The 22,984-nt window shown below is 69.7% G+C and carries 19 protein-coding genes; 13 read left to right on the top strand and 6 right to left on the bottom strand.

Annotation, left to right across the window (positions count from 1 at the left end):
* The first annotated feature begins 1,636 nt into the window (after positions 1-1,636).
* The 3 genes from AC3ZJJ_RS11015 to AC3ZJJ_RS11005 all read left to right on the top strand — a co-directional run bounded on the left by AC3ZJJ_RS11015 (position 1,637) and on the right by AC3ZJJ_RS11005 (position 3,336).
* Positions 1,637-2,101, top strand: coding sequence for an SHOCT domain-containing protein (locus AC3ZJJ_RS11015; RefSeq protein WP_489891867.1), 465 nt, complete (start codon positions 1,637-1,639; stop codon positions 2,099-2,101).
* Between the two features lie 79 nt (positions 2,102-2,180).
* Entirely contained in the window at positions 2,181-2,987 is an 807-nt protein-coding gene (locus AC3ZJJ_RS11010; RefSeq protein WP_489891866.1) for a hypothetical protein, read from the top strand.
* Between the two features lie 187 nt (positions 2,988-3,174).
* Positions 3,175-3,336 (top strand): hypothetical protein, encoded by a 162-nt coding sequence (locus AC3ZJJ_RS11005; protein ID WP_489891865.1) that lies wholly within the window; start codon positions 3,175-3,177, stop codon positions 3,334-3,336.
* Between the two features lie 3 nt (positions 3,337-3,339).
* On the opposite strand, the gene AC3ZJJ_RS11000 is transcribed toward AC3ZJJ_RS11005, so the two are convergent.
* Entirely contained in the window at positions 3,340-4,725 is a 1,386-nt protein-coding gene (locus AC3ZJJ_RS11000; protein ID WP_489891864.1) for a pyridoxal phosphate-dependent decarboxylase family protein, read from the bottom strand.
* Between the two features lie 447 nt (positions 4,726-5,172).
* On the opposite strand from AC3ZJJ_RS11000, the gene AC3ZJJ_RS10995 reads away from it, so the two are divergent.
* Positions 5,173-5,577 (top strand): RidA family protein, encoded by a 405-nt coding sequence (locus tag AC3ZJJ_RS10995; RefSeq protein ID WP_489891863.1) that lies wholly within the window; start codon positions 5,173-5,175, stop codon positions 5,575-5,577.
* A 55-nt stretch (positions 5,578-5,632) separates the two neighbouring features.
* Here AC3ZJJ_RS10995 and AC3ZJJ_RS10990 read toward each other — a convergent pair whose 3' ends face one another.
* Entirely contained in the window at positions 5,633-6,655 is a 1,023-nt protein-coding gene (locus tag AC3ZJJ_RS10990) for a DUF808 domain-containing protein (RefSeq protein WP_489891862.1), read from the bottom strand.
* A 308-nt stretch (positions 6,656-6,963) separates the two neighbouring features.
* On the opposite strand from AC3ZJJ_RS10990, the gene AC3ZJJ_RS10985 reads away from it, so the two are divergent.
* From AC3ZJJ_RS10985 to AC3ZJJ_RS10965, 5 genes are all read left to right on the top strand, one after another.
* Positions 6,964-7,185, top strand: a complete 222-nt coding sequence (locus AC3ZJJ_RS10985; RefSeq protein ID WP_489891861.1) for a helix-turn-helix domain-containing protein — start codon at positions 6,964-6,966, stop codon at positions 7,183-7,185.
* A gap of 127 nt (positions 7,186-7,312) precedes the next feature.
* Complete coding sequence (locus AC3ZJJ_RS10980; RefSeq protein ID WP_489891860.1) at positions 7,313-7,783, top strand: hypothetical protein; 471 nt, start codon at positions 7,313-7,315, stop codon at positions 7,781-7,783.
* Between the two features lie 91 nt (positions 7,784-7,874).
* Positions 7,875-9,293 (top strand): glycosyltransferase, encoded by a 1,419-nt coding sequence (locus tag AC3ZJJ_RS10975; RefSeq protein WP_489891859.1) that lies wholly within the window; start codon positions 7,875-7,877, stop codon positions 9,291-9,293.
* The gene (locus AC3ZJJ_RS10970; protein ID WP_489891858.1) at positions 9,209-9,940 is read left to right on the top strand and encodes a TetR family transcriptional regulator; all 732 of its coding nucleotides are present in this window, start codon (positions 9,209-9,211) and stop codon (positions 9,938-9,940) included. Before AC3ZJJ_RS10975 ends, AC3ZJJ_RS10970 begins: the two co-directional genes overlap by 85 nt.
* Positions 9,933-12,596, top strand: a complete 2,664-nt coding sequence (locus tag AC3ZJJ_RS10965) for an MMPL family transporter (protein WP_489891857.1) — start codon at positions 9,933-9,935, stop codon at positions 12,594-12,596. The genes AC3ZJJ_RS10970 and AC3ZJJ_RS10965 overlap by 8 nt, the downstream gene beginning before the upstream one ends.
* 46 nt (positions 12,597-12,642) lie before the next feature.
* Here the strand turns inward: AC3ZJJ_RS10965 and AC3ZJJ_RS10960 are convergent, their stop codons facing one another.
* The gene (locus tag AC3ZJJ_RS10960; protein WP_489891856.1) at positions 12,643-13,683 is read right to left on the bottom strand and encodes an FAD-dependent oxidoreductase; all 1,041 of its coding nucleotides are present in this window, start codon (positions 13,681-13,683) and stop codon (positions 12,643-12,645) included.
* A gap of 120 nt (positions 13,684-13,803) precedes the next feature.
* A complete protein-coding gene (locus tag AC3ZJJ_RS10955) occupies positions 13,804-15,447 on the bottom strand; it encodes a PucR family transcriptional regulator (protein ID WP_489891855.1) in 1,644 nt (547 codons plus the stop codon).
* A 151-nt stretch (positions 15,448-15,598) separates the two neighbouring features.
* Between AC3ZJJ_RS10955 and AC3ZJJ_RS10950 the strand changes: the two genes are divergently transcribed.
* The 4 genes from AC3ZJJ_RS10950 to AC3ZJJ_RS10935 all read left to right on the top strand — a co-directional run bounded on the left by AC3ZJJ_RS10950 (position 15,599) and on the right by AC3ZJJ_RS10935 (position 20,926).
* On the top strand, positions 15,599-17,092 hold the full coding sequence (locus tag AC3ZJJ_RS10950) for a CoA-acylating methylmalonate-semialdehyde dehydrogenase (protein WP_489891854.1): 1,494 nt from the start codon (positions 15,599-15,601) through the stop codon (positions 17,090-17,092).
* 10 nt (positions 17,093-17,102) lie between these two features.
* Positions 17,103-18,539, top strand: a complete 1,437-nt coding sequence (locus AC3ZJJ_RS10945) for an aspartate aminotransferase family protein (RefSeq protein ID WP_489891853.1) — start codon at positions 17,103-17,105, stop codon at positions 18,537-18,539.
* 187 nt (positions 18,540-18,726) lie between these two features.
* A complete protein-coding gene (locus AC3ZJJ_RS10940; RefSeq protein WP_489891852.1) occupies positions 18,727-19,095 on the top strand; it encodes a cupin domain-containing protein in 369 nt (122 codons plus the stop codon).
* A gap of 232 nt (positions 19,096-19,327) precedes the next feature.
* Entirely contained in the window at positions 19,328-20,926 is a 1,599-nt protein-coding gene (locus AC3ZJJ_RS10935; protein ID WP_489891851.1) for an HNH endonuclease signature motif containing protein, read from the top strand.
* A gap of 335 nt (positions 20,927-21,261) precedes the next feature.
* Here AC3ZJJ_RS10935 and AC3ZJJ_RS10930 read toward each other — a convergent pair whose 3' ends face one another.
* Complete coding sequence (locus tag AC3ZJJ_RS10930; RefSeq protein ID WP_489891850.1) at positions 21,262-22,086, bottom strand: tectonin domain-containing protein; 825 nt, start codon at positions 22,084-22,086, stop codon at positions 21,262-21,264.
* Between the two features lie 384 nt (positions 22,087-22,470).
* Entirely contained in the window at positions 22,471-22,977 is a 507-nt protein-coding gene (locus AC3ZJJ_RS10925) for an NADPH-dependent FMN reductase (protein WP_489891849.1), read from the bottom strand.
* Positions 22,978-22,984 lie beyond the last annotated feature (7 nt).

The raw sequence follows: 22,984 nt of genomic DNA, 5'->3' as shown, positions 1-22,984 counted from the left end.
GTCGATAACGGCTGATTTCGACACACCAACGCGCATGTCGAAATGCATGGATTTTTCGCGGAATTCGACCGCAAATTCGTGAAATTCAAAGGGTAGGGTCCCCTGAGACGCCGAAATGGAGCTAGGGGACGATGACGGCAGTGGCATCTCTTGATGGGAACGCACTGGCGGATTGGACGCGGTCGGGGATTGGCTTGTCAGGCGTGCTGTAGGGCCTCGCAGCGGCGAACTGATGGGGCTGGAAGATATGTCCCTCGAAGCGTGATCCTCGGTAACAGTTGCCGCGGTCGGCTCGATGGGGGAAGGCGAAGGAGGAGTCACTCCAAGCGTGGTCGGTATAAGCGGAATCGACGCGGCGCGTGGGGAGCCGCCTGAGGGATCTGTGTTGCGCGCTACGTCGGCTTCAGTTGTCTTACCGGGCTCCTGCGGAGTTTGAGCCCGCAACGAAATAGGGGACGCATGCGTCGAACGAACGGTGAATGCATTGAGATCGCGTAGATGTCCAGATTCGTCAGATTCGGTCGCAGTCTTCGCCGCGTCGGGCGTGACCTGCGAGGTGAGGTAATCTGCATCCTTGTTGATCCGCCGTGCAACCGCCCGGCGGACGTGCTCGGCCAGCCTGGCTCGATCCAGTGATTCCTTGTTCTCTGGATGCGGTGCTGTCTCAGTGTCGATTCCGAAGTAGCGAAGCATGTCGTGCACGGAAAGTCGGTCATTGAACAGCGCTGACTCGCGGGGAGCTAACTGTTGAAGGCTCTCACGCAAATTCCACAGATGTGAGCGCGTGACATCAACCTTCGACTTCAAGTTGTGTGACTGCCGCACGGTATTGACGTACGAAATACTGGGGGTTTGTCCCACGACCAGTGAGGCAAGCAGGTCGTCGCGAGCGGCCGTCAAAGAGCTAATATGCGCGCGCATGGACTCGACGTAGGATCGCATGGCTTCCGAGTGCAGCTGCGACGGCGCATCGCCACGATGGCCCGTTGGCCAGTCTTGTCCTCGACCATTCTGGTCGGCTAGCTCTCGATGTAGAAGAAACTTTTCGGTCAGCATGGTGACTTCGAAGAGGTTCAAGCGCATTACTTGCCGTGTTTCGCTCGAAACATTCAAGAAGATACGGCGGACGACGTCGCGAAGGACTGCTCGCCCGTCCGTCTGCACCGAGCCGTCTACTGTAAGGGCACTCTCGTACTCCAGATGGGGATTTTCGTCTTGTCGTGACAGGCCATTTGTCAGCGTCCACCAAAGGTGATCTGTGGGCGGGCTCGGCCAATCCCAATTCGGTATCCATTCGACGTCCGGAACGAAACCTATAGGCGCGGTCGGCCATGTGGCCGCCGCGTGCCACGACCATCCGTGGTCCGTTTGCGTCACCATAATTCGTCTCGTCCCCCCGAACAAGCAGTGTCAGCTGCGGCTCTGCGCCTGACGTCGATTCACTAAGACCTGATCCTAGTCCTATTGTGAGGACCAGCCGTTTCATGCGGGCCGACCGCGACACGCAGACTCAGAGGGACATGGAATGTATGTATCGGAAGCGTTGAAAGCTAATCGAAGAGATGAAGTCCTGGGCGGACTCCCTCGGCTCCTGAAACCGCAGGAAATCGTTCGTGCTGTCCTTCCGATATTCAGGATGAAAAAGAACGATGAGATCGTCGTTCTGACGAACGAGAGGATTCTGACAATCCATTTCCGCTTCAGTGGGGAAATGTTCGTAGTTGACGACCTCTGGTTGGCAATGATCAGGGGGATCAGAGTCTCTAGATCCGGGTTTAGTATCGGCAGGATAGACCTGGACTTTGGTAACGGATCGATGCATTTGGGTTCGATTCAAGGGAAGCGTTCGGTGCCGGATATTGCCGCCATCGAGAGAGCTCTCGATCAATATTCGTTTGCTCGGCATTCCTCTTCTACCGCGGCAGGATCTTCCCCTGGGACGGAGGCTGAAGGATGGATTGAATTTAACGTGGCGTCTGTTCAACCCGCTAACGAGCTAGTGCGCATCCTCTCCGAATTTTCTGATCTGCATGACCGGGGGAAGCTGACAGATGAAGAGTTCGCGGCAGCCAAGGCTCGGATTATTGTCCCGGTCAGCTAGGCAATTCGTATTGGGTCTCCGTCCCTTATTCTCGTTGTGACTCGACGGAGCCTATTGATGGATCGGAAGTCTCATCCCCATGATTCTGAATCAAGATCTCTCGCGCGACGGGCATGCCGCTGCAGGTCATTGCGTGCTGCCAAACGAAATCTGGACCACTTTCGAGGCGATCCCTGTATTGCTGACGCCGACCGGTCCTTCGGCGTTTACCGTTGAGACTGACGACGTGTTGAGGAGCCGACAAGAGCGAAGCTTCTTCGACTGGGGCATCGGGATCCTGGAGGACGCCGGGCTTGCTGGGGTCCTGAAAAATGACTACGTTTACCAGTCGACGACGCTCAAAGGCGAGATCCACCCTGAGACAGGAACTCCATACTCCCTTTCCCTTTCCAGAACTTCGGTTGAGTTCGACTACGGACTTGGCACTGGCGGACCAATCCAGTTCACGGATGCCATGGTCGAAACCGATGGACCGGAAATAGAAGCAGCCCAAATCCGGCGCACTCTTGAACTTGCACGCCGGCAGTCCGTACTGTTGCGTGCCTGGAAGAATTGCACATCACTGCGGAGCTCACATGCGGTCATTTATAGGGACCTAAGGCCCGTCTTCCACGACTCAGAGTTGGCTATGGACGTATCGATGGATCTTGCGGAATTCACTGTGGCAATCCGTCGGACGTCCGAGGTTGGCGTCTTTCGGTATTCACTGACGGATGTCGAGACTCCGATGATGCACAGTCCGAGAGTGGTGGATGCTCTATTGTCCGATGCTGCTGAAGAAGCCGGAGGCGTTCCTGAACCGGTCACGATTCTCGGCGCAATGGTCAGGGCGGCCGAAGCGGCCAGACGAGATCCGGAGTGGTTAGGCGCAAGCAACGGAAGGTAATCTCGTCCGGCGTGATTTGCCCGTGCCAATGCCTCGACCAGCGGGTAGGAGTAGGAGCAGGATATTCGCTGCCGAAAGTCGTTGATCGTGCCGCAGATTTCAGCATGTTGGTGAGTGTCCCAGACTGTTGCCAACTGTCCCCGTCGGTGCCACCGTTGGGGTATCCGACGAAGGACGGGAGGACGCCGTGGGCAACCATCATCACGAGGACGAGCGGTACAAGAAGTACTACAACCAGCCGCCGCACGGCGAGGTGCCACAGGATCCCAGGGTGCGGGCGGCGAGGGAAGCGGGTGTGCCTGCCGACGAGGACGAAGCCAGACAGGACCAGCAGAAGGCCGGCGGCTGAACCCTACGGCACAAGCGCCGCCACGCGCGCCACGGCGTCCACGGACAGCCGCACGTCCTCGCGGTTCGTGGCCCAATTGCTCACCGAGATCCGCAGCACGTCGCGGTCCTTCCACCGCGAACCGGACATCCACGCCGTGCCGTCCGCGATCAGCCGCTTCGTGATCTCCCGAGTCCGCTCGTCCGAGCCGAAGCTCGTGCAGACCTGCGTGAACGCCACGTCGTTGAGCACCACCGCGCCCGGGATCCCGGACATCCCGTCGGCCAGGGCGAGGGCTGCGTTGGCCAGGCCCTCCACCAGATCCACCGTCCCGGACCGGCCGAGTGACCGCAACGCGGCCCACACAGGGATGCCGCGGGCTCTGCGCGAGAGTTCCGGGACTTTCTCGTGCGGGTCGCCCGGGCCGTGGTCGTCCCCGATGAGGTAGCTGGTGTGCACGCCCAGGGCCGAGCGCACCGCCGCCGGCCGGGACACCACCGCGATCCCGCAGTCGTACGGCACGTTCAACGTCTTGTGCGCGTCCGTCGCCCACGAATCCGCCGTCGCCAGCCCGTCCAGCTCCGACGCCCAGCGCGGGCTGACCGCGGCCCACAGCCCGAACGCCCCGTCCACGTGCACCCACGCCCCGCGCTCGTGCGCGATCTCCACCGCCTCCCGCAGGGGATCGAACGCCCCCGAGTGGATGTTCCCCGCCTGCACACACACCAGCGACGGCCCGGGGTAAGCGTCCATCGCCTCGGCCAGCGCGTCCGCGCGCAGCCGGCCCTCGCCGTCGACCGGCACCACCACGGGCGCGCCCAGCCCCAGGTACTTCAGCACCAGGTCGATGACCGCGTGGCGCTCTTCGCCAACGAACACGCGCACGCGCGGCGCCCCGCACAGCCCGTCACGGTCCAAGTCCCAGCCCGCCTCCAAAAGCACGTGCTGCCGCCCGGCCGCCAGCCCGACGAAGTTCGCCATCGTCGCGCCGGTGGTGAATCCGACGTCGGACCCCGCCGGCAGGCCCAGCAGGTCCAGCAGCCACCCCGCCGCGGCCTCCTCGATCGCGGCCGTCGCCGGCGTCGCGAACCGCAGCCCGGCGTTCTGGTCCCACGCGCTGACCAGCCAGTCCGCCGCCATCGCGGCCGGCAGCGTCCCGCCAATCACGAACCCGAAGAACCGGCCCGACTGCATGGCCGTCAGCCCCGGCTCGGCCAGCGCGGCGAGCTCGTCGACGACGGCGGCCGGGTCGCTGGGCCCGTCCGGCAGCGCCCGCGCGAACCTCATGGCCAGCTGGTCGGCGCTGGCCGTGGGGGCTACGCCGCGCTGCGGCACCGAGTTGAGCCATTCGAAGGCGTGGTGCCGCGCGCGGTCCAGGGCCTTTGTGTATGCGTCCAGTGGGGCTGACATGGCCCGATGGTAAACCCGTGACTGATGGATGGGTAGGGGAGTGCTGTTGTGATGACCGGCCATTCGTGGGCCGCAGCGCCGGAACCCGTGGGGGCTCTCTTCGTGAACGTCATTTCGCATGTGCGGAGATGTGGTCGACGATGTTCGGCTGGTCCCGCTCCTCCCGTCGAAGCTGCAAGCCCCGGCCGTTTCGATCGCGGTTCCATGTGGGCGATTCCCTTGCGTGTCTCTCAGACGAGTTTGCGGCCACCGTTGACCTTGTCAGTCCGAGCGCAGGGGTGGAGAATCGGCGCGCCGGCCCCGCGAAGCTACACCCACTCTTGTCCTTGGAGTCCGTCCGGATTCGTCATTGACAGCAACGCCCAGTGGGTAGGCGCAGCGCAACGGTGGGCACGATCGCCCAGCTGGGGCAAGCCGAGCCGGTGAAGTTCTCCAAGGAGGATGGAAATGAAGGACCAGCCTGAGACATTCGCTTACGGGGTCTTTTGGGAGGAGGAGTACGGATACAGCCAGGCCATCCGAGCGGGCAGCACGATCTACATCTCCGGCCAGCTCGCTCACGACGCCGAGGGTCAGTTCATCGGCGAGGGGGACTTCAGCGCCCAGCTGGGTGCCACTTTCGACAACCTGGACAAGGTGCTTGAGCATTTCGGCGCGTCCCGCAGCCAGGTGGTCGAGGACACCGTCATGGTGGTGGGCCTGCAGGAGAACTTTGATGAACTGGTGGCGGGTCACAAGGGATACTTTGGCGACCACCGCCCCGCGAGCACGGTCTTCGGCGTGACCGCACTGGCCTTCCCCGAGCAACTGGTCGAGATAGCTGCAACCGTGCGACTCGATGCGGGTGCCTAGCGCCGACAGTCCAGTGGCCGTCTGCACGGTCACGGAAGGGTTCGCTAGGAATGCGCTAGGCCCCGGAACCGGCGTCGTGCTTCGCGGGCCGATCGCTGGCGGTGGCGCCGTGGGCGTCGCCCTCTTCGTGCCCGTCCTTCTTGCCGAACGGCAGCACCTTCAGCAGCGGCTGCACGATGGCCATGACGACGAGGCCCCAGGCGAGTCCGAGGATTGCCGAGCACAGCGTGTTCACGAGCCAGCCCAGCGCGCCGCCGACCACGGCGATCGCGGCGACGGGCTCCTCGAGGACGTGGACCAGGTCGTACGGCGCGTGCCAGCCGAGGTCGTACGCGCCCTGCAGCATGATGTGGCCACCGACCCACAGCATGGCGATGGTGCCGACGAGGGTGATCGCGGCCAGCACGGCGGGCATGCCCCTGACGAGCAGTTCGCCGAAGCGCTTGGACCCCGCGGAGTCCTTGGTGGTCAGGTGCACGCCGATGTCGTCCATCTTGACGATGAGCGCGACGGCGCCGTACACGAGCACCGTGATCGCGATCGCGACGGCGACGAGGATCGCCGCGCGGACCCACAGCGACTCGTCGGCCACCTCGTTCATCGAGATGACCATGATCTCGCAGGACAGGATGAAGTCGGTGGTGATGGCGCCCTTGGTGACTTTGGCCTCGGCCTCGGGCCCCTTGTCGACGGCCGGCTTGTCCTCGTCCGCCGCGTGGTGGCCGAAGAACTTGTGCCAGACCTTTTCGGCGCCCTCGTAGCAGAGGTAGGTGCCGCCCGCCATCAGGATGAACGGGATCGCCCCCGGAATGAAGGCACTGATCAGCAGCAGCGCCGGCAGGATGATCAGCAGCTTGTTCCGCAGCGAGCCCCAGAAGATCCGCTTGATCATCGGCAGCTCGCGTGACGGGTCCGCCCCGGACACGTACTGCGGGGTGACCGCGGCGTCGTCGATCACGACGCCGGCGGCCTTGGCCCCGGCCTTGGCGGCGCCCGCGGCGACGTCGTCCACCGAGGCGGCGGCGATGCGTGCCAGGGCCGCGACGTCGTCCAGCAGGGCGACGAGACCGCCGCTCACAGGTTTCCCCCGCGCTGCTCGGCGTCGGAATGCTTGGCGTGGAGGCCACTGTTGGCGCGCGTGATTGGCATGCTTGGAGTATACGGCGGCGGGCGGCCCGCCGACTGTGAGGAGTTTGCGCGCACCCCGCGGCCACCGGATGCGGCGCCCCATAACGGTCTTGCGCCAAAATTGAGCCTGTCCACTCTGGTGCTTGTCAGTGGCGCGTGGTCAGCTTGCCACACAAGGATGCTCCTGAGGCCAGTAGCCGCGGGCGTGCACTCCTGACCGTCGTGGGGACGACGGGCGGAAAACTATTTGGGGAAGTCATGGTTGAACTACACAGATTCGAGAACGCGCACTACCTGACGGTCGCCGAGGTCGCCGAGGCGATGCGGGTGTCCAAGATGACCGTCTACCGGCTGGTCCATGCCGGCGAGCTGCCGGCGGTCCGCTTCGGGAGGTCGTACCGCGTGCCCGAGAAGGCGGTCCAGGAGTACCTGGTCGCCGATCGGCACGCGGCCAGCCCGCCCCGGATGAACAGCGAGTAGCGCCGGGGCGCCGTCCTCCCGTGGGCGGGTTCGGCGCAGCGGCGATCGCGGAACAGCATGTCGCTGGGTTTCGCCTGCCCGGCGCCCGCGTTACTTATTAGTAATCGGGTGCCGCTACTCTGATGCAGTGAACGATGCGATGGCCCAGATGATCACTTACCTGGCCGAAGAGGCGAACGAGGCGGACGACCTCCACGACGCACAGAGGGTGCGCCGCAACAGGTGGGCTGCCGCATCCGCGTCGGCCAGCGGGACCGCGCTTCTGGTTGCGCTGGTCCTGGGCGGGCCCGCGTCGCTCCTGCATGGGTTCCCGCCGCTGCTGTGCGTGGCGGCGCTCCTGGTGGTGCTGCATCGCCGCGCCGGGCGCTCCTCGGCGCGCTGGGACCACAACGTCCTCCTGTTCGCCGTGTACGCGGGCGCCTGCGCGGTCGCCGCCGACCCGCTTGTCGGCGTGGTCCTGCTGGCCGTGGGGCTCCACGCTGCCTCGCGCGCGTCGCTGGCCGCCGCGGCCGCCCGCGACGCCGCGAACCGGTCGATGCATCTCCAGGACTCCGCCCTCACCATTGCCGACGAGCGCGCCAGCATGGACACCCTCTAGCCGCACCGGCAGGTCCCGTCCAGCGCTCATTGACCCTGCGTCGCGCGGGCACTCAGTCCGGGAACACGTCGAGCGCGCCGGCGGCACGTGGGTGCCGCTGCCGGAGTCGGTCGACTTCGACAGCCGCGACCTCGCAGCCCGATGGCCCGCCCGCACCGGCAAGAAGGGGCTGGCCCTGCTGCGGCACGACGTGCGCGAGGTGTTCCTGCGCTCGATGGCCGGGCAGTTCGCTGCGGCGCGCGAGCAAGTCGCCGCCCGGCGCCCCGACGCGATCTTCTGCGACTTCGGGTTCCTCGGCTTTGTGCCGATGCTCACCGGATCCACCGCGTGGGCGGGCCGGCCGCCGGTGGTGGTCTGCGGCGTCGGGCCGTACTTCGGCTCCAGCGTGGACACTGCCCCGTTCGGCACGGCCCTGCCGCCGATGTCCGGGCCCGTCGGGCGCCTGCGCAACCGTTCGCTCCGGTTCGTTATGCGGCGGCTGATCTTCGGCGCACACGAGCGCGAGGCGGACCGGATCCTGACCCGCCGGCTGGGCGTGCCGCCGCTGCGGCGCTTCGTCTTCGAATGGTTCCGCGCGGCCGACGAGTTCCTGCAGTTCACCGTGCCGGAGTTCGAGTACCCGCGCGGCGACCTGCCGGACATGGTGACCTTCGTCGGCGCCGCCGTCCCGCCGCACCCGGGCGGCTTCCTCCCGCCGGAGTGGTGGCCGGAGCTCGATTCCGGGCGTCCCGTGGTGCTGGCGACCCAGGGGACGGTGGACATCGAGGACTACGGACGGCTGGTGCTTCCGACGGTCGAGGGGTTGGCGGACGACGACGTCCTGGTGGTGGCGACGACGGGCGGGCCGCCGGTCTCGCGGCTGGGGGACCTGCCGGCGAACGTCCGCGCGGAAAGCTACGTCCCGTACGCCGACCTGCTGCCGCGCGCCGACGCGAAGGTCACCAACGGCGGGTACGGCGGCGTCCAGTACGCGCTGCGGCACGGCGTGCCCCTGGTCGTCGCCGGAGGCACGGAGGACAAGCCGGAGGTCGCCGCGCGGGTCGCGTGGCCGCGGCGGCGGAGCGGCTGGAGGCCGCGGCCACCGGAGGGTAGCGGATCAGCCGCCGCGGGGCGGGCTGGTCGGATCGGGCCTCGGGTGGTCCGGCTCGGGAACCGGGCCGGGGGAGGGTGCGGGGTCCGGAGCCGGCGCCGGCGGGAGATCCGGGTGTGGATACGGTTCGGGCAGCGGAGTGTCCGGATTCGGGACGGACGGGCCGGGCTCGGATGGCGGGATGGTCGGGCCGGGGTCCGACGGGGGGATCGTCATGCGTCCACAATCCTCGCGCCGGGCCGGGTTGGCAAGGAAGTCCAGTCGGGAGCGGAGGGGTCCATAGTATGGGGGGCTTTGAATTGCACCAAGTGCATCGTTGCACTTAGTGTAATTACATGCCCCCAGCCACCAAGGACGACCGCCGCGCCGCCCTCAAGGTCCGGCACCGCCGGGCCATCGTCGACGCCGCCAAGGCGCTGATGGAGGGAGCCGAGGGAACCGCCTTCACCGTGGACCAGCTGGCCCGGCGCGCGGACGTCTCCCGCCGCACGGTCTTCAACCACTTCGCGTCCCTGGACGACGTACTAATGGAGGCGCTGGGCGACGTGATCGGCGCCGTCACCGAATCACTCGCCGGGGGAGGCCCCGCGGGCGACTCAGGGGAAGACCCCGCTGGAGACCCCGGACCGGACGGCGCCGGCGCCACGCTCTTCCGCGAGGTCGCGGCCGGGCTGCGGTCCACCGACCTGGTCACGCCCATGGCCCACCTGACGAAGGTCCTGGGCGGAGAACCGGGCGTGGTCCCGCTCCGCCGCGCGGACCTGATGTCAAAGGTCTTCACGGAGCTCAGCGAGCGGCTGGCCACGCGGCTGCTCGGCCGGCACCCGGAAGCCGACCCGCTCACCGTGCGGCTGCTCGTCGGATCCCTCACCAGCGGCCTGCTGGTGCTCCACGTGCACTGGAGCGAGGCGACGGGCGCGGCCGACGACCCGGACTCGCGCCTGCGCTGGGCCGAACTCCTGGAGCGGCTGATCGCGACCCTCGGGACCGGCTTCTCCTCCGACGCACCACAAAAACACACCGACCGACCCGCGCAGCACACCTCCCAGAAGGACAACCATGGCTGAATTCCTCTACCGCCTCGGACAGGCCGCGGCCCGCCGCGCCCGCACCGTGATCGCCCTCTGGCTCGCCATCCTGGTGCTCGCCGGCGGGGCGTTCGCGCTGTTCGGCGGGGCGCTCGCCACCGCCTTCACCATCCCCGGCACCCCCACCACCCAGGTCACCGAACGCCTCGCGGCCGAGCTGCCCGGCGCGTCCGGCGGCACCGGATCCGTGGTCCTGCAGACCACCGGCGGCACGCCTTTCAGCGACGCGCAGCGGCAGCAGGTCGGCGCGCTGCTCACCAAGGCCGCGGAGGTCGACGGCGTGGAAACGGTCGTCAACCCGTTCGACGCCGAGGCCGACCGCGCCGACCAGGCGAAGCGGCTGGAGGACGGCCGCGCGCAGGTCGCCTCGGGCCGGGGCCGGCTCGACGACGGCCGGACGCAGCTCGAGCGTGCCCGCGCCGAACTCGACGCCGGGCAGGCGCAGCTCGACGGCGCCCGGGCCCAGGCGGAGGCCGGCAACGCCCCGGCCGCCGCCCTCGCCGCGCTGGACGCGCAGCAGGACGAGATCGACGGCGGGCTGGCGCAGCTCGAAACCCAGTCCGCCCAACTGGAGGAACAGGCCGCGGAGCTGGAAAAGCAGGCCCCGCTCCTGGAGCAGGGGGAGTCCCTGCTGAAGATGGCCTCCGAGATCCGCACCGTCTCCGCGGACGGAACCGCCGCCGTCGTCACCGTGCTCTTCACCGAGAGCCAGATGGAGATCACGCAGGAGACCAAGGACGCCCTCGTCGCCGCCTTCGAGGGCGCGCCGATCGACGGCGTGCAGGTGGACTTCTCCTCGGACATCGCCGCCGGGGTCCCCAGCGTGTTCGGCGTGGGCGAGGTGGTGGGACTCGTGGTCGCCGCCATCGTGCTGGTGGTGATGCTCGGTACGTTCATCGGCGCCGGGCTGCCGCTGCTGACCGCGATGATCGGCGTCGGTATCGGTGCCCTCGGCGCGCTCTCACTCTCCGGCGTCGTGGAGATGGCGTCCGTGACGCCGGTCCTGGGGCTGATGCTGGGCCTCGCCGTCGGCATCGACTACGCGTTGTTCATCGTCAACCGGCACCGAAGCCAACTCAAGTCCGGCTACGGGGTCGAGGAATCGATCGCGCTCGCCAACGGAACCTCCGGCAACGCCGTGGTGTTCGCCGGGGCCACCGTCCTGATAGCCCTGCTGGCGCTGAACGTCACCGGCATTCCGTTCCTGGGCCTGATGGGCACCGTGGGCGCGCTCTGCGTCCTAATCGCCGTGCTCATCGCCGTAACCATGACGCCGGCCCTGCTCAAGTTGACCGGCATGCGTATCCTCAGCCGCCGGGAGCGCGGCCGGATCGCGTCCGCGACCGGCGCCGCCCCCGAGTCCCGCCGGCGCGCCCGCACCGCGGCCTCCACGAACGCCCCCGTGCGGGAGATGTCCACCCGGGGCGCGCTCCTGCGGGTGGGCGCCTGCATCGCGGCGCTGGTGATCGTGGCGCTGCCCGCGCTGGACCTGAGGCTGAACCTGCCCGACGGTTCCTCCGAGTCCCACGACTCCTCCCAGTACCGGGCCTACGCCGCCGTCTCCGAGAACTTCGGCGAGGGGCAGAACGGCACGCTGCTGGTTGTCGCGGACGTCCCCGGGACGCCCACGGAGGAGGAATCCATCGCCGCCCAAGCCGAGATCGCCGGGGTGCTCTTCGCCCAGGACGACGTCGTTGCTGTCGCCCCAGTCGCCACGTCCGACGACTTCAAGGTGGTGGCGTTCCAAGTCATCCCGGCCGAGGGGCCCACCAGCGAGTCGACGGAGGCGCTGGTCCACACGCTGCGCGACCTGTCCCCGCTGAACGGCGAGTACAACCTGGGGGTCGCGGGGTCCGCGAGCGGGAACATCGACATCTCGGACAAGCTGGCGTCGGCTCTGCCGGTCTACCTGGCCGTCGTCGTCGGGCTCTCGCTGCTGATCCTGATCCTGGTGTTCCGCTCGGTCTTCGTCCCGGTCATCGCGACGCTCGGGTTCATCCTGTCCTACTTCGCCGCGCTCGGAGGCGTGGTGGCTATCTACCAGTGGGGCTGGCTCTCCGGAGTGTTCGGCGTGGAGAGCCCCGGCCCCGTCCTGAACTTCCTGCCCACCCTGCTGGTCGGGATCCTGTTCGGCCTGGCCATGGACTACCAGCTGTTCCTGGGCTCCGGCATGCGCGAGGCCTACGCCCACGGGGCGTCGGCGCGCGTCGCCGTCGTGAAGGGCGTCCGGGCCGGCCGCGCGGTGGTGACCGCGGCCGCGATCATCATGATGGCCGTGTTCGGCGGGTTCATCTTCGCGCACAGCTCGATGATCCGACCCATCGGGTTCGCGCTGGCCTTCGGTGTGCTGGTGGACGCGTTCATCGTCCGGATGCTGCTGGTCCCGGCGCTGATGCACCTGGCCGGCGATAAGGCCTGGTGGCTGCCCAAGTGGCTGGACCGCGTGCTGCCGGACGTCGACGTGGAGGGCGCGTCCCTGGAGCGGCGGCACCCCCACGCGGAGCCCGGTCCCGCCGGGACCTCCGCGTCCGGGCAGGACGGTGCGCCTGAGGATGGGACGCCGGGCGACGGTACGTCCGGCGACGGCACGTCCGGCGACGACGTGCCGGAGGAGGCCGCCGCCGTCGTGCGGTGACCGGCCGCGAGCCGTCCCCGAACCGGTGCCGTCGAGTGGACTCCGCCTACTGGCGGGTCCGCGTGGAGAGCCCGCCCGCCACGGCGAGCACGCCGTCGCGGACCGCCGGGCGCCACGTGCGGTTGCTGACGTGGGACATCACGGCGGAGGCGCGCACGATGCGCTGCGCGGGACCGCGGCGCTGCCGGTCGTACCGGGCCAGGCCGTCCGCGACAGTCGGGGCTGCGACCAGGGATTCGGCCAGGGCCAGCCCGTCGGTCAGCGCCTCGCAGCCGCCGCGGCCCAGGTGCGGGGACATGGCGTGCGCAGCGTCGCCCACCAGCACGGTGTTGGCTGACACGAACGAGCGAAGGGGAGCGGACTGGTGGATCCGGCGCCGGTCCACGCCGCCGTCGGGCACGGCCGCGAGCACGCGCTGCACGCCCGGGTGCCAGCCCGCGTAGAGCCGCCGCAGGAACGCCAGCGGATCCTCGTCGGGCGTCCCGGCGAGCTCGGCGGCGACGCCCGCGTACCAGTTGGTGCCGCCGCCCGGGAACGGGCTGATGCCGAAGATCAGGCCGCGGCCCCACGTCTCCGAGGTGACTTCCGCCGGGATGGGGGCGACGCCGCGGAAGGCGACCACCCGGGTGTCGCGGAGCCGGGCGAGCGGGAGCGCGCCGGCGCGCACGGCGCTGTGGATCCCGTCGGCGGCGACGACGACGTCGGCCGGCGGCGGCTTGGAATCGGGGCCGACCCTCGTGGACCAGCTCACGGTCCCCTCCGGCAGTCCGGCCAGCAGCGCCTCGAGCAGCTGCATCCTGGGGACCAGCCGCATGGTTCCGCGCGGCTCGACCGCGGCCAGCACGGCGCCGTTCGGCCGGAGCAGTTCGCCGCGGCTCACGCCCGTGGCGGCCGGAGTGAGGCCGTCGGCGACGCCGAGCCTCTGGAGCGTCCGCCACGCCGCGGGCCAGATGCCGAGCTGCGCGCCCGCCGTCGAGAGCATCGGCTCGCGCTCCAGGACGGTGACGTCCCAGCCGGCGGCCACGAGGGCGCGGGCCGTGGCGAGGCCGGCGATTCCGGCCCCGACGATCGACGCTGTTCCGCGCATGCTCCGCTTTCCTGTTGATCCGACTGTGGTTGGCGCCCTCCGGTCCCGCCGGCATGGGCCCACGGCATCACGCTAGTGAGGGTGCCGGGGACTTGGCTAGGGTGTGCGTCCGCGGCGAGGTCAACTCGACCCGGCGCCGAGCCGGTGCCAGAGCAGCGCCACGTGCAGGGAGGCGCGCGATTCGGCGTCGTCCAGCGACACCCCGAGTTTCTCCTGCAGCCGGGACAGCCTGGCGTAGAGCGCCGGGCGGCTGAGGTGGCCGGCTCGGGCCAGCGACGACTTGTTGCCCCCGTGCCGCAGGAAGAGTTCGAGCAGGTCCAGCGCGCCGTCGTCGTGCTCTTCCAGCAGCGGGCCCAGCTCCGCCTCCGCGAAGGTCCGCACGCGGGGATCCGACTGGAGCAGGGCCAGCAGCCCGCGGAGCCGGACGTCGGCGAAGCGGTAGTAGCGGCGCTGGCGGTTCTCCAGGGTCGCGGCGGTGTCGGCGACCTGCGCGGCCTCGTCCAGTCCGGACGCCGCCTCCAGCAGCGACGCCCGCGAGCGGCCGACGCCGGCCGTCCAACGGGGGCCGTCCGCGTCCTCCGCGAGCCGGCCCAGGATCCGCTCCAGCAGCGGGTCCTCCAGCTGCCGGGCGGGCGAGCCCAGCAGGACGCCGAGCGACCCGGACTGCAGGCCGCTGGCCAGCATGGTGCGGCGGGCCGACCGCACCGCCACGGCCAGGGTCTCCAGCAGGGCCCGCTCGCGCAGCTGAAGGCCCGTGGGGTCCTCGCCGTCCACCCGGTCCAGGCGCAGCACCAGCGGGATGAAGAACGGGGCCGGCTCCAGACCGAGCGCCGCGCCCCGGGTGCGGGCCTCCTGCTCGGCCAGGCCCGCGGGCTGGCGCAGCTCGTGCAGCAACCCGGACTGCGCCTGGTAGAGCAGCTCGGCCTGGTCGCGGCCAGCCATGCGGGCGATCGTGAGGGCCTGCCCGGCGCGCTCGAGGACCTGGGCGGCGTCGGCGTCGTCCGCGTGCACCGGCAGCGCGCCGGGCACCACCAGCCGTCCCCAGCGCCGCCCGCTGGCGCCCACGGGCGTCTGCAGCCAGTCCTCGGCGTCGTTGCGGCGGCCGGTCTGCTCGCGGTAGCCGACCCGGCGGGAGCGATCTGCCCACTCGCGCAGCAGCTCCTGCGGGTCGGCGCCCGTGGCGCTGAAGCCCAGGACGCGGTGGGCCACGTCCTCCAGCACCACGGGCGCGCCGACCAGCTCGGCGGTGCGCTCGACGATCCTCTGCTCGCTGGCCCCCTCGAGGCTGAGGGCGGTGAAGACCTCGTGGACGTGGCGGGCGCGCTCGACGCGGGCCAGCTGCTCGCCGACCAGCATCCGGTGCACCACCTCGGTGATCCTCACGAAGCGGACCGACCGGCTGAGTAGCACCACCGGCAGCGCCCTGCCCCGCGCGGCCCGGCGCAGGACCTCGGCGGCGGCGCGGGCGGGGGCGCCGTCCGAATCCACGAGTTCGACGACGGCGCCGGCCACTCCCGCCTCCTCCAGGTCGTCCAGGAAGCGGGCCGCGGCCTCGTCCGACGTGCGGAACGTGGTGCCGGTGCTGAGCACTAGCTCGCCGCCCTCCAGCAGCGCCCCGACGCGTTCGGTGTCCGCGATGTGGACCCAACGGACGGGCGAGTCCAACCGGGCCGCGCCGGAGAGTAGCTCCGGCGCGCCGGCGTCGAGTTCCTGCAGCGTCAGGATGGAGCGGACCGTGGGCGCGGTCAGGGGCGCGGTGTTCATGAGCACAGTGTAAGGCGCAGCACGCGATGTATTACAGCCTGTCACTACCGGTAGGTCGCCGCTGAGCGCAGGATGGACGCAACGGCATGCGCCCGGGCACGCCCGGGCCGCCGACATCACGAACCAAACACTCGTCGAGAGGACCGCACTCATGCAGACCGTCACCCACTGGATCAACGGCGAATACACCGAGCCCGGCCAGGACTCCCGCTTCAGCGACGTCACCAACCCGGCCACCGGCAAGACCACCTCCCGCGTGGCGCTGGCCCCGACCGCCACGGTCGACGACGCCGTCGCCGCCGCGGCCGCGGCGTTCCCGGCCTGGCGCGACACCTCGATCGCCAAGCGCACCCAGGTGCTGTTCGCGTTCCGCGAGCTGCTCAACTCCCGCAAGGGCGAGCTGGCGGCGATCATCACCGCCGAGCACGGCAAGGTCCTGGACGACGCCCTCGGCGAGGTCTCCCGAGGCCAGGACGTGGTGGAGTTCGCCTGCGGCATCCCGCACCTGCTCAAGGGCGGCTACACGGAGAACGCCTCCACCAGCGTGGACGTGCACTCGGTCCGCCAGCCGGTCGGCGTCTCCGCCATCATCTCCCCGTTCAACTTCCCGGCCATGGTGCCGATGTGGTTCTTCCCCGTCGCGATCGCCTCGGGCAACACGGTGATCGTGAAGCCCAGCGAGAAGGACCCGACGGCCGTGAACTGGATCGCCGAGCTGTGGAAGGAAGCCGGCCTGCCGGACGGCGTCTTCAATGTGGTCCACGGAGACAAGGAGGCCGTGGACGCGCTACTGGACAACCCCGGCGTCGCGACCGTCTCCTTCGTGGGCTCCACCCCGATCGCCCAGTACGTCTACCAGCGCGGCACCGCGAACGGTAAGCGCGTCCAGGCCCTCGGCGGCGCGAAGAACCACATGCTGGTCCTGCCCGACGCCGACCTGGACCTCGCCGCGGACGCCGCGGTGAACGCCGGATTCGGCGCCGCGGGCGAGCGCTGCATGGCCATCTCCGCGATCGCCGCAGTCGACTCCATCGCCGACGAGCTGGTCGCCAAGATCGCCGAGCGCACCCGCACGCTGCGCATCGGCGACGGCACCCGCGGCTGCGACATGGGCCCGCTGGTCACGTCCGCGCACCGGGACAAGGTCGCCGGCTACATCGACGCCGGCGAGGAGTCCGGCGCCACCCTGGTGCTCGACGGCCGCACCGTGGACCCGGACGCCGAGGGCGACGGCTTCTTCCTCAACCCCACCCTGTTCGACAACGTCACGCCGGACATGTCCATCTACACGGACGAAATTTTCGGCCCGGTCCTCTCCGTGGTCCGCGTCCCCTCCTACGACGAGGGCGTCGCGCTGATCAACGCCAACCCGTACGGCAACGGGACGGCGATCTTCACGAACGACGGCGGGGCCGCCCGCCGCTTCGAGAACGAGATCCAGGTGGGCATGGTCGGCATCAACGTGCCGATTCCGGTCCCGATGGCCTACTACTCCTTCGGCGGCTGGAAGAATTCGCTCTTCGGCGACACCCACGCGCACGGCACCGAGGGCGTGCACTTCTTCACCCGCGGCAAGGTCGTCACCACCCGCTGGCTCGATCCGAGCCACGGCGGCCTCAACCTCGGCTTCCCGACCAACGCCTAAGGACGCGGCCATGACCGAAACCATCACCGCCGCCGGCGCGGATGCCGGCGTGGAGGAGATCCGCGCCGTCGAGCCCGGAGCCGTCGAGCCCGGAGCCGTCGCGATCAGCGACGCGGAGATCGAGGCGGGGCGCCGCGCCTACGAGCTGGACCGGGCGCACGTGTTCCACTCCTGGTCCGCCCAGGCCACGCTGCGGCCGATGACCGTGCTGCGCGCCGAGGGATCGCACGTCTGGGACGGCGAGGGCCGCAAGCTGCTGGACTTCTCCAGCCAGCTGGTCAACACGAACATCGGGCACCAGCACCCAAGGGTCGTCGCCGCGATCCAGGAGCAGGCCGGGAAGCTGTGCACGATCGCGCCGCAGCACGTCAACGACGCCCGGTCGGAGGCCGCGCGGCTGATCGCCGAGCTCACGCCCGGGGACCTGAACCACGTGTTCTTCACCAACGGCGGGGCCGACGCCGTCGAGCACGCAATCCGCATGGCGCGGCTGCACACCGGGCGCAAGAAGGTCCTGGCCGCGTACCGCAGCTACCACGGCGGAACGCAGCTTGCGGTCAACGTCACCGGGGATCCGCGGCGCGTGCCGAACGACTACTCGGACTCCGGCGTCGTGCACTTTATGCCGGCGTACCCGTACCGCTCCTACTTCTCCGCGACGTCGGAGGCGGAGGAGACCGAGCGGGCGCTGCGGCACCTGGAGGACATGATCGTACTGGAGGGGGCGCAGAACATCGCGGCCTTGATCCTGGAGACCGTGCCGGGAACCGCCGGGATCTACGTCCCGCCGGCCGGCTACCTCGAGGGCGTGCGCGAGCTGACCCGCAGGCACGGCATCATGTACATCGCGGACGAGGTCATGGCCGGGTTCGGGCGGACCGGCAAGTGGTTCGCGGTGGAGCACTTCGACGTCGTTCCGGACCTCATCACCTTCGCCAAGGGCGTGAACTCCGGGTACGTGCCGCTGGGCGGCGTGGCGATCTCCGAGGCGATCCACCAGACGTTCGCGGAGCGCGCGTACCCGGGCGGGCTGACGTACTCGGGGCACCCGCTGGCGTGCGCGGCCGCGGTCGCGACGATCGGTGCGATGCGCGACGAGGGCATGGTGGAGCACGCCGCGTGGCTGGGGGAGAACGTGATCGGGCCGCGGCTGCGGGAGATCGCCGCCAAGCACCCGTCCGTGGGCGAGGTCCGCGGGCTGGGGGCGTTCTGGGCGATCGAGCTGGTCAAGGACCGGCAGACCCGCGAGCCGATGGCCGCCTACGGCGGGTCCTCGCCGGAGATGAATGAGCTGGTGGCCGCTCTGAAGTCGGCGGGGCTGCTGCCGTTCGCGAACTTCAACCGGGTCCACGTGGTGCCGCCGCTGAACATCTCGGAGGAGGACGTCCGGCGCGGGCTGGACATCATCGACGCCGCGCTGGAGGTTGTCGACGCGTACGCGGTGTAGCTGGTGCCCTCTGGAGGGACCGTTGGGAGGCTCCCGGCCTTGGCCGGGGGCCTCCTCGCGTTTCTGCGGGGTGGCGACTGTGGGGCGGACCTAAATCCGGCGCCAAACTGTGGGCCTCGCCGCCGTTGACGATTCCCGGGGGCGCGCCGATACTCGCGGTGTTCACGCCTCTACTAAGGAGCCCATCATGGCTGGAATGATCCGCAAGAGTTTGGACGAACCGGAGGAAACCCGCCCGTTCGAGGACGGCAAGGGCAAGCTGGACCTGATCAACGTGGACTCCGGGGGCGTCGGCAGGGCGGTCTTCGAGCCGGGCTGGCAGTGGTCCAAGCACGTCAAGCCGATCGCCCAGACCGAGAGCTGCGAAGCGGCGCACCGGGGCGTGGTGCTGGCGGGCCGAATCAAGATCGTGATGGACGACGGCGAGGAGCAGGAGTTCGGCCCGAGCGACTACATGGAGGTCGCGCCTGGGCACGACGCGTGGGTTGTCGGCGACGAGCAGTGCGTGATCCTGGATTGGCAGGGGTACGCCGACTACGCGAAGCGTTCCGGCTGACGGGCGCCGTGGGAGGGTCCGCCGGCGGGGTGCGTGGGGGCGCGGATCGTGCCGGCGGGCGCGTGTTGTTGTGCCATTTTTGCCGGCGTGCGGGTGCGGACGACGCCGGATCGGGTGTGTGCGTGCCGCTTGGCGCGGGCGACTTGTCCTCCACATGCCTCGCAAGCTGTCGTTCGTCCACCATCCCGGTTCCGGCCGCGTACTCGAACACACGTTCGATAAGACTGGGGGTATGGACTCCCCGACGCCAGACCACACGACCCAGGGACCGGACTTCCGGTCCCTGCGGGCGCTGGTCCGCGCCGGGATCGACGAGCTCCTCGCCCGCCCCGACAACCGGGACGAGCTCGCCGCGCTGCTCCCGACGATCGAGGACCTGCACCACGAGGTCCAGCGCGCCCAGCTCGTCGCGGCCCAGGCCGCGGACCGGGCGGGCATCGCCCTGATCGGCGCCCCCGGCGCCGGGCCGCGGCGCCCGGAGTACCGGTCCACGGCCGACTACCTCGCCCGGACCCTGCGGATCGGACGGGCCGAGGCCCGCACCCGGCTCGAGGTCGCCACCGCGGTCCTGCCCGCCCGGTCCCTGACCGGGGAGCCCGTCGCGCCCCGCCACCGCGCGGCGGCCGCGGCCCTCGACGCCGGAACCCTGTCGCTGGGCACGGCCGCGCTGCTGGTCCGGGCGCTGGACCGGGTCCGCCCGGCCGCCCGGCAGCTGCCCGGCGGGGGCCACCGCGAACTCGAGGCCATGGAAGCGAACCTCGTCGCCACCGCCGGGCAGGCCGGACCGGAGACCGTGCGCAAGGTCGCCGAGGTCTGGGAGCTGCGCCTGGACCAGGACGGGCGCGAGCCCTCCGAGGAGACCAAAACCCAGCTCCAGGGGCTCTTCGACTGCGGGCGCCGGTTCGGGCTGCGCGCGTTCCGGCTGTTCATGGACGACGCCCAGGCCGAGCGGCTCCTCGCCGCCGTCTCCCCGGCCGCGAACCCCCGCACCGGCCCCCGCCCCGACCCCGCCGCATCCGGCGCCGCCTGCCCCGGAACCGGGCGAGACCTCAACGCGATGGCGCCGGCGGGCGCGTCGCCGGTTTCCCCGCCGGCGGGCGGAGTCCCGTGGGTGGCCGCGCGGGCGACCTTCGCCGCGGCGCCGGACACGAGCCTGTCCGCGATGACCCTTGACGGGGAGGCGGTCCCGGCCCCCATGGACCCGCGGACGAGGGCGCAGAAGCTCCTCGACGGGCTCGTCGGCGCGCTCGGCGTCGCCCTGTCCACGAACCGGCTGCCCCGCAACGGCGGGAACCGCCCCCAGGTCATGGTCACCATCGACCACCAGACCCTCCTGGACCAGCTCGCCCCCACCGCGGCCGGGCCCTCCGGGGCCGGGCCGTCCGGAGCGCGGCGTTCCGAGGCCGTGCACGGCGGGACCATCCACCCGCGGCACGTCCGCCGGATCGCGTGCGACGCGGACCTGATCCCGGTCGTCCTCGGCGGGGACGGGCAGGTGCTCGACGCCGGGCGCGCCGAGCGGCTGTTCACCGAGGACCAGCGCCGGATCCTCTACGCCCGGGACCGCGGCTGCACCGCGCCCGGGTGCGCGGCCCCGGCCGACGGGTGCGAGGCCCACCACGTGTGGTGGTGGTCCCGCGGCGGGCCGACCGACATCGACAACGGGGCGCTCGCTTGCGCGTTCCACCACCACCTCGCGCACGCCGGGGACTGGGAGATCGAGGTGATCCGCGGGGTCCCGTACTGGATCCCGCCGGCCCACGCGGACCCGTCACGGCGCCCGCTGCGCAACACCTACTTCCACCCCGAACCCAGCCCCGCCCCCTGCTAACCCGGACGCGCCCCGGCACGCCCCTCACCCAGAGCCTGGCCGCTCCCGGCCCTCACCCAGAGCCTGGCCGCTCCCGGCCCTTACCCAGAGCCCGCCCTGGCCTTCCCTTAGCCCGGGTGCATCCGGCCCGGCATCCATGCCGGGCAAGGCCCTGCCGCTACCGTGGCCTGGCGTTCCCGGACACACACGCCAATCCTTCACCCGGCCGTGCCGCGGCCGGCGCATGGGAAAGGAAACGGGCCAGAACACGGACGGACGCCGATCCGAACGGACCGGCGTCCCGCCGCTTACTGCCTGCTGCCTGTTGGACCGGCCCCTCATGGTGGGGCCGGCGCCTACCTCAGGCGATAGATCTGATCGCTGGCGTTGACGCCCCAAACCCGCGGATTGGTTCCGCCGTTGCGCACCGAGAGTTGCGCCAAACGGCCTTCCACCCGCCGCCACGTCCCGGCCACACGCCGATAAATGTGGTCGTCGTCGTTGACGCCCCACACGGTCCCGTCGTAGGCGATGGAGACGTGCTTGAGCGATCCCGGGATGCGTTGCCAGGCGCCACCCGAGCGGCGATAGATCTCGTCGTCCTCATTAACGCCCCAAACCAAAGAGCCACTGGAGACGGAGACCTGCTTGAGCGACCCCGCGACCCGGACCCACGAGTCGCCGTCCCAACGGTAGATGCGGTCGTCGTCGTTGACGCCCCACACGGAACCGTCGTAGCCGACGGAAACGTACTTGAGCGATCCGGCCACTCGTTGCCATTCGTTGTTTCGGCGGCGGTAGATCTGGCCATCCTTGTTCACGCCCCAGATGTGCGAGCCGCTGCCCACCGAGATCTGCTTCAGGCGTCCATCCTCGCGAACCCACTCTCCACCTTTGCGGCGATAGATGTAGTCGCTGTCATTCACGCCCCACACCGATCCGTTGTACCCAACGGAAACGTGCTTGAGCGCCCCGGGAACGCGCTCCCACGGAGACACTCGCAGATCGCTCACCGGCTCGGGCACTGCGGCCACGGCGGGCGTTCCGGCAGTGGCTGCCACCGTGGCGGCGAGCAGACCGGCGCCCCCGAGGAGCGCGGCGCGCCGGCTGACCAACACCCGGCCCGCAGCCTGCGGATCGGCCTCGGCGGAAGCCGGGCCATCGACAATCCTATTCAGCATTTCAGTTGTTCCTTCACCTTAAACCGGGCAGCGAGGATGGCGAGCGGAGCTTGGATATCCGGCCCTTGATGGCACGGCCCTGCGGCCCCTGGTTTTGGCCGTGGACGTGCGCCGCTCCCGTTGCCCAGCGCATCGACGATTGGTTTCCGATTCGTTCGCTTGAGGATCGACCACCTCCCTCATCCCCGGTCCGCGTCACGCAGCGACGGACGGTCCCGGCCATGCCGCAACGAAGGCAGGACAAGGTCCATCACGAGGTGCGGAATGTGCGACCACGGTAACCCCAGAGGGGGCGCGGGCACGAAGGTGGGGAGCCCAAGAGCCGGGCCAAATTGTTGTTACCTGGGACCCTTGCCGGATTCGGAGGCGAAGATGCGCGGCGTGCTACCGCCCGATCCGGCCCTGAGCCGCGCTGGCAGCGACCACCGGAGCCCAGCGCCCGGCATAGGCTTCCGCCGATCCGTCCTCGGCGTAGGTCCGGTCGATCTGGTACAGGCCCGGCGCCGGGCAGGCCGCGCCGAGCTCCACCAGCACCGGCTTGAGGAACACATCGGGAGCCAGGGCGTGCGCGGGGCCGGCCCCCAGCATCAGCGGAACGGCCGTGACGCCCCGAAGGCCGTCTCCGGTTGCGAACTGGTCCAGGAACAACTTGAGGACCCCCGTGTAGGTCGCCTTGAACGTAGGGGACGCGAACACCGCGAGGTCCGCACCGGAGACCAGGTCGACGGCCGACTTCACGGCCTCGTCGCCCCAGCCGAGCAGGGCCGGGCCAAGCGTGATGACGTCAACGACGCCGGGATCCGTTCCGCCCAGCAGACCGGCCAGCCGCAGGCCGGCGTCGAGCGTGCGGGAGTTCGGCTTCGGGTTGCCTGCGACAACAACGGTCTTCACGGGTCGG

The sequence above is a fragment of the Arthrobacter sp. AOP29-A2-19 genome, assembly GCF_058138025.1.
Note: the sequence above shows the minus strand (reverse complement) of the source record. Positions and strands in the feature narration are given on the sequence as shown.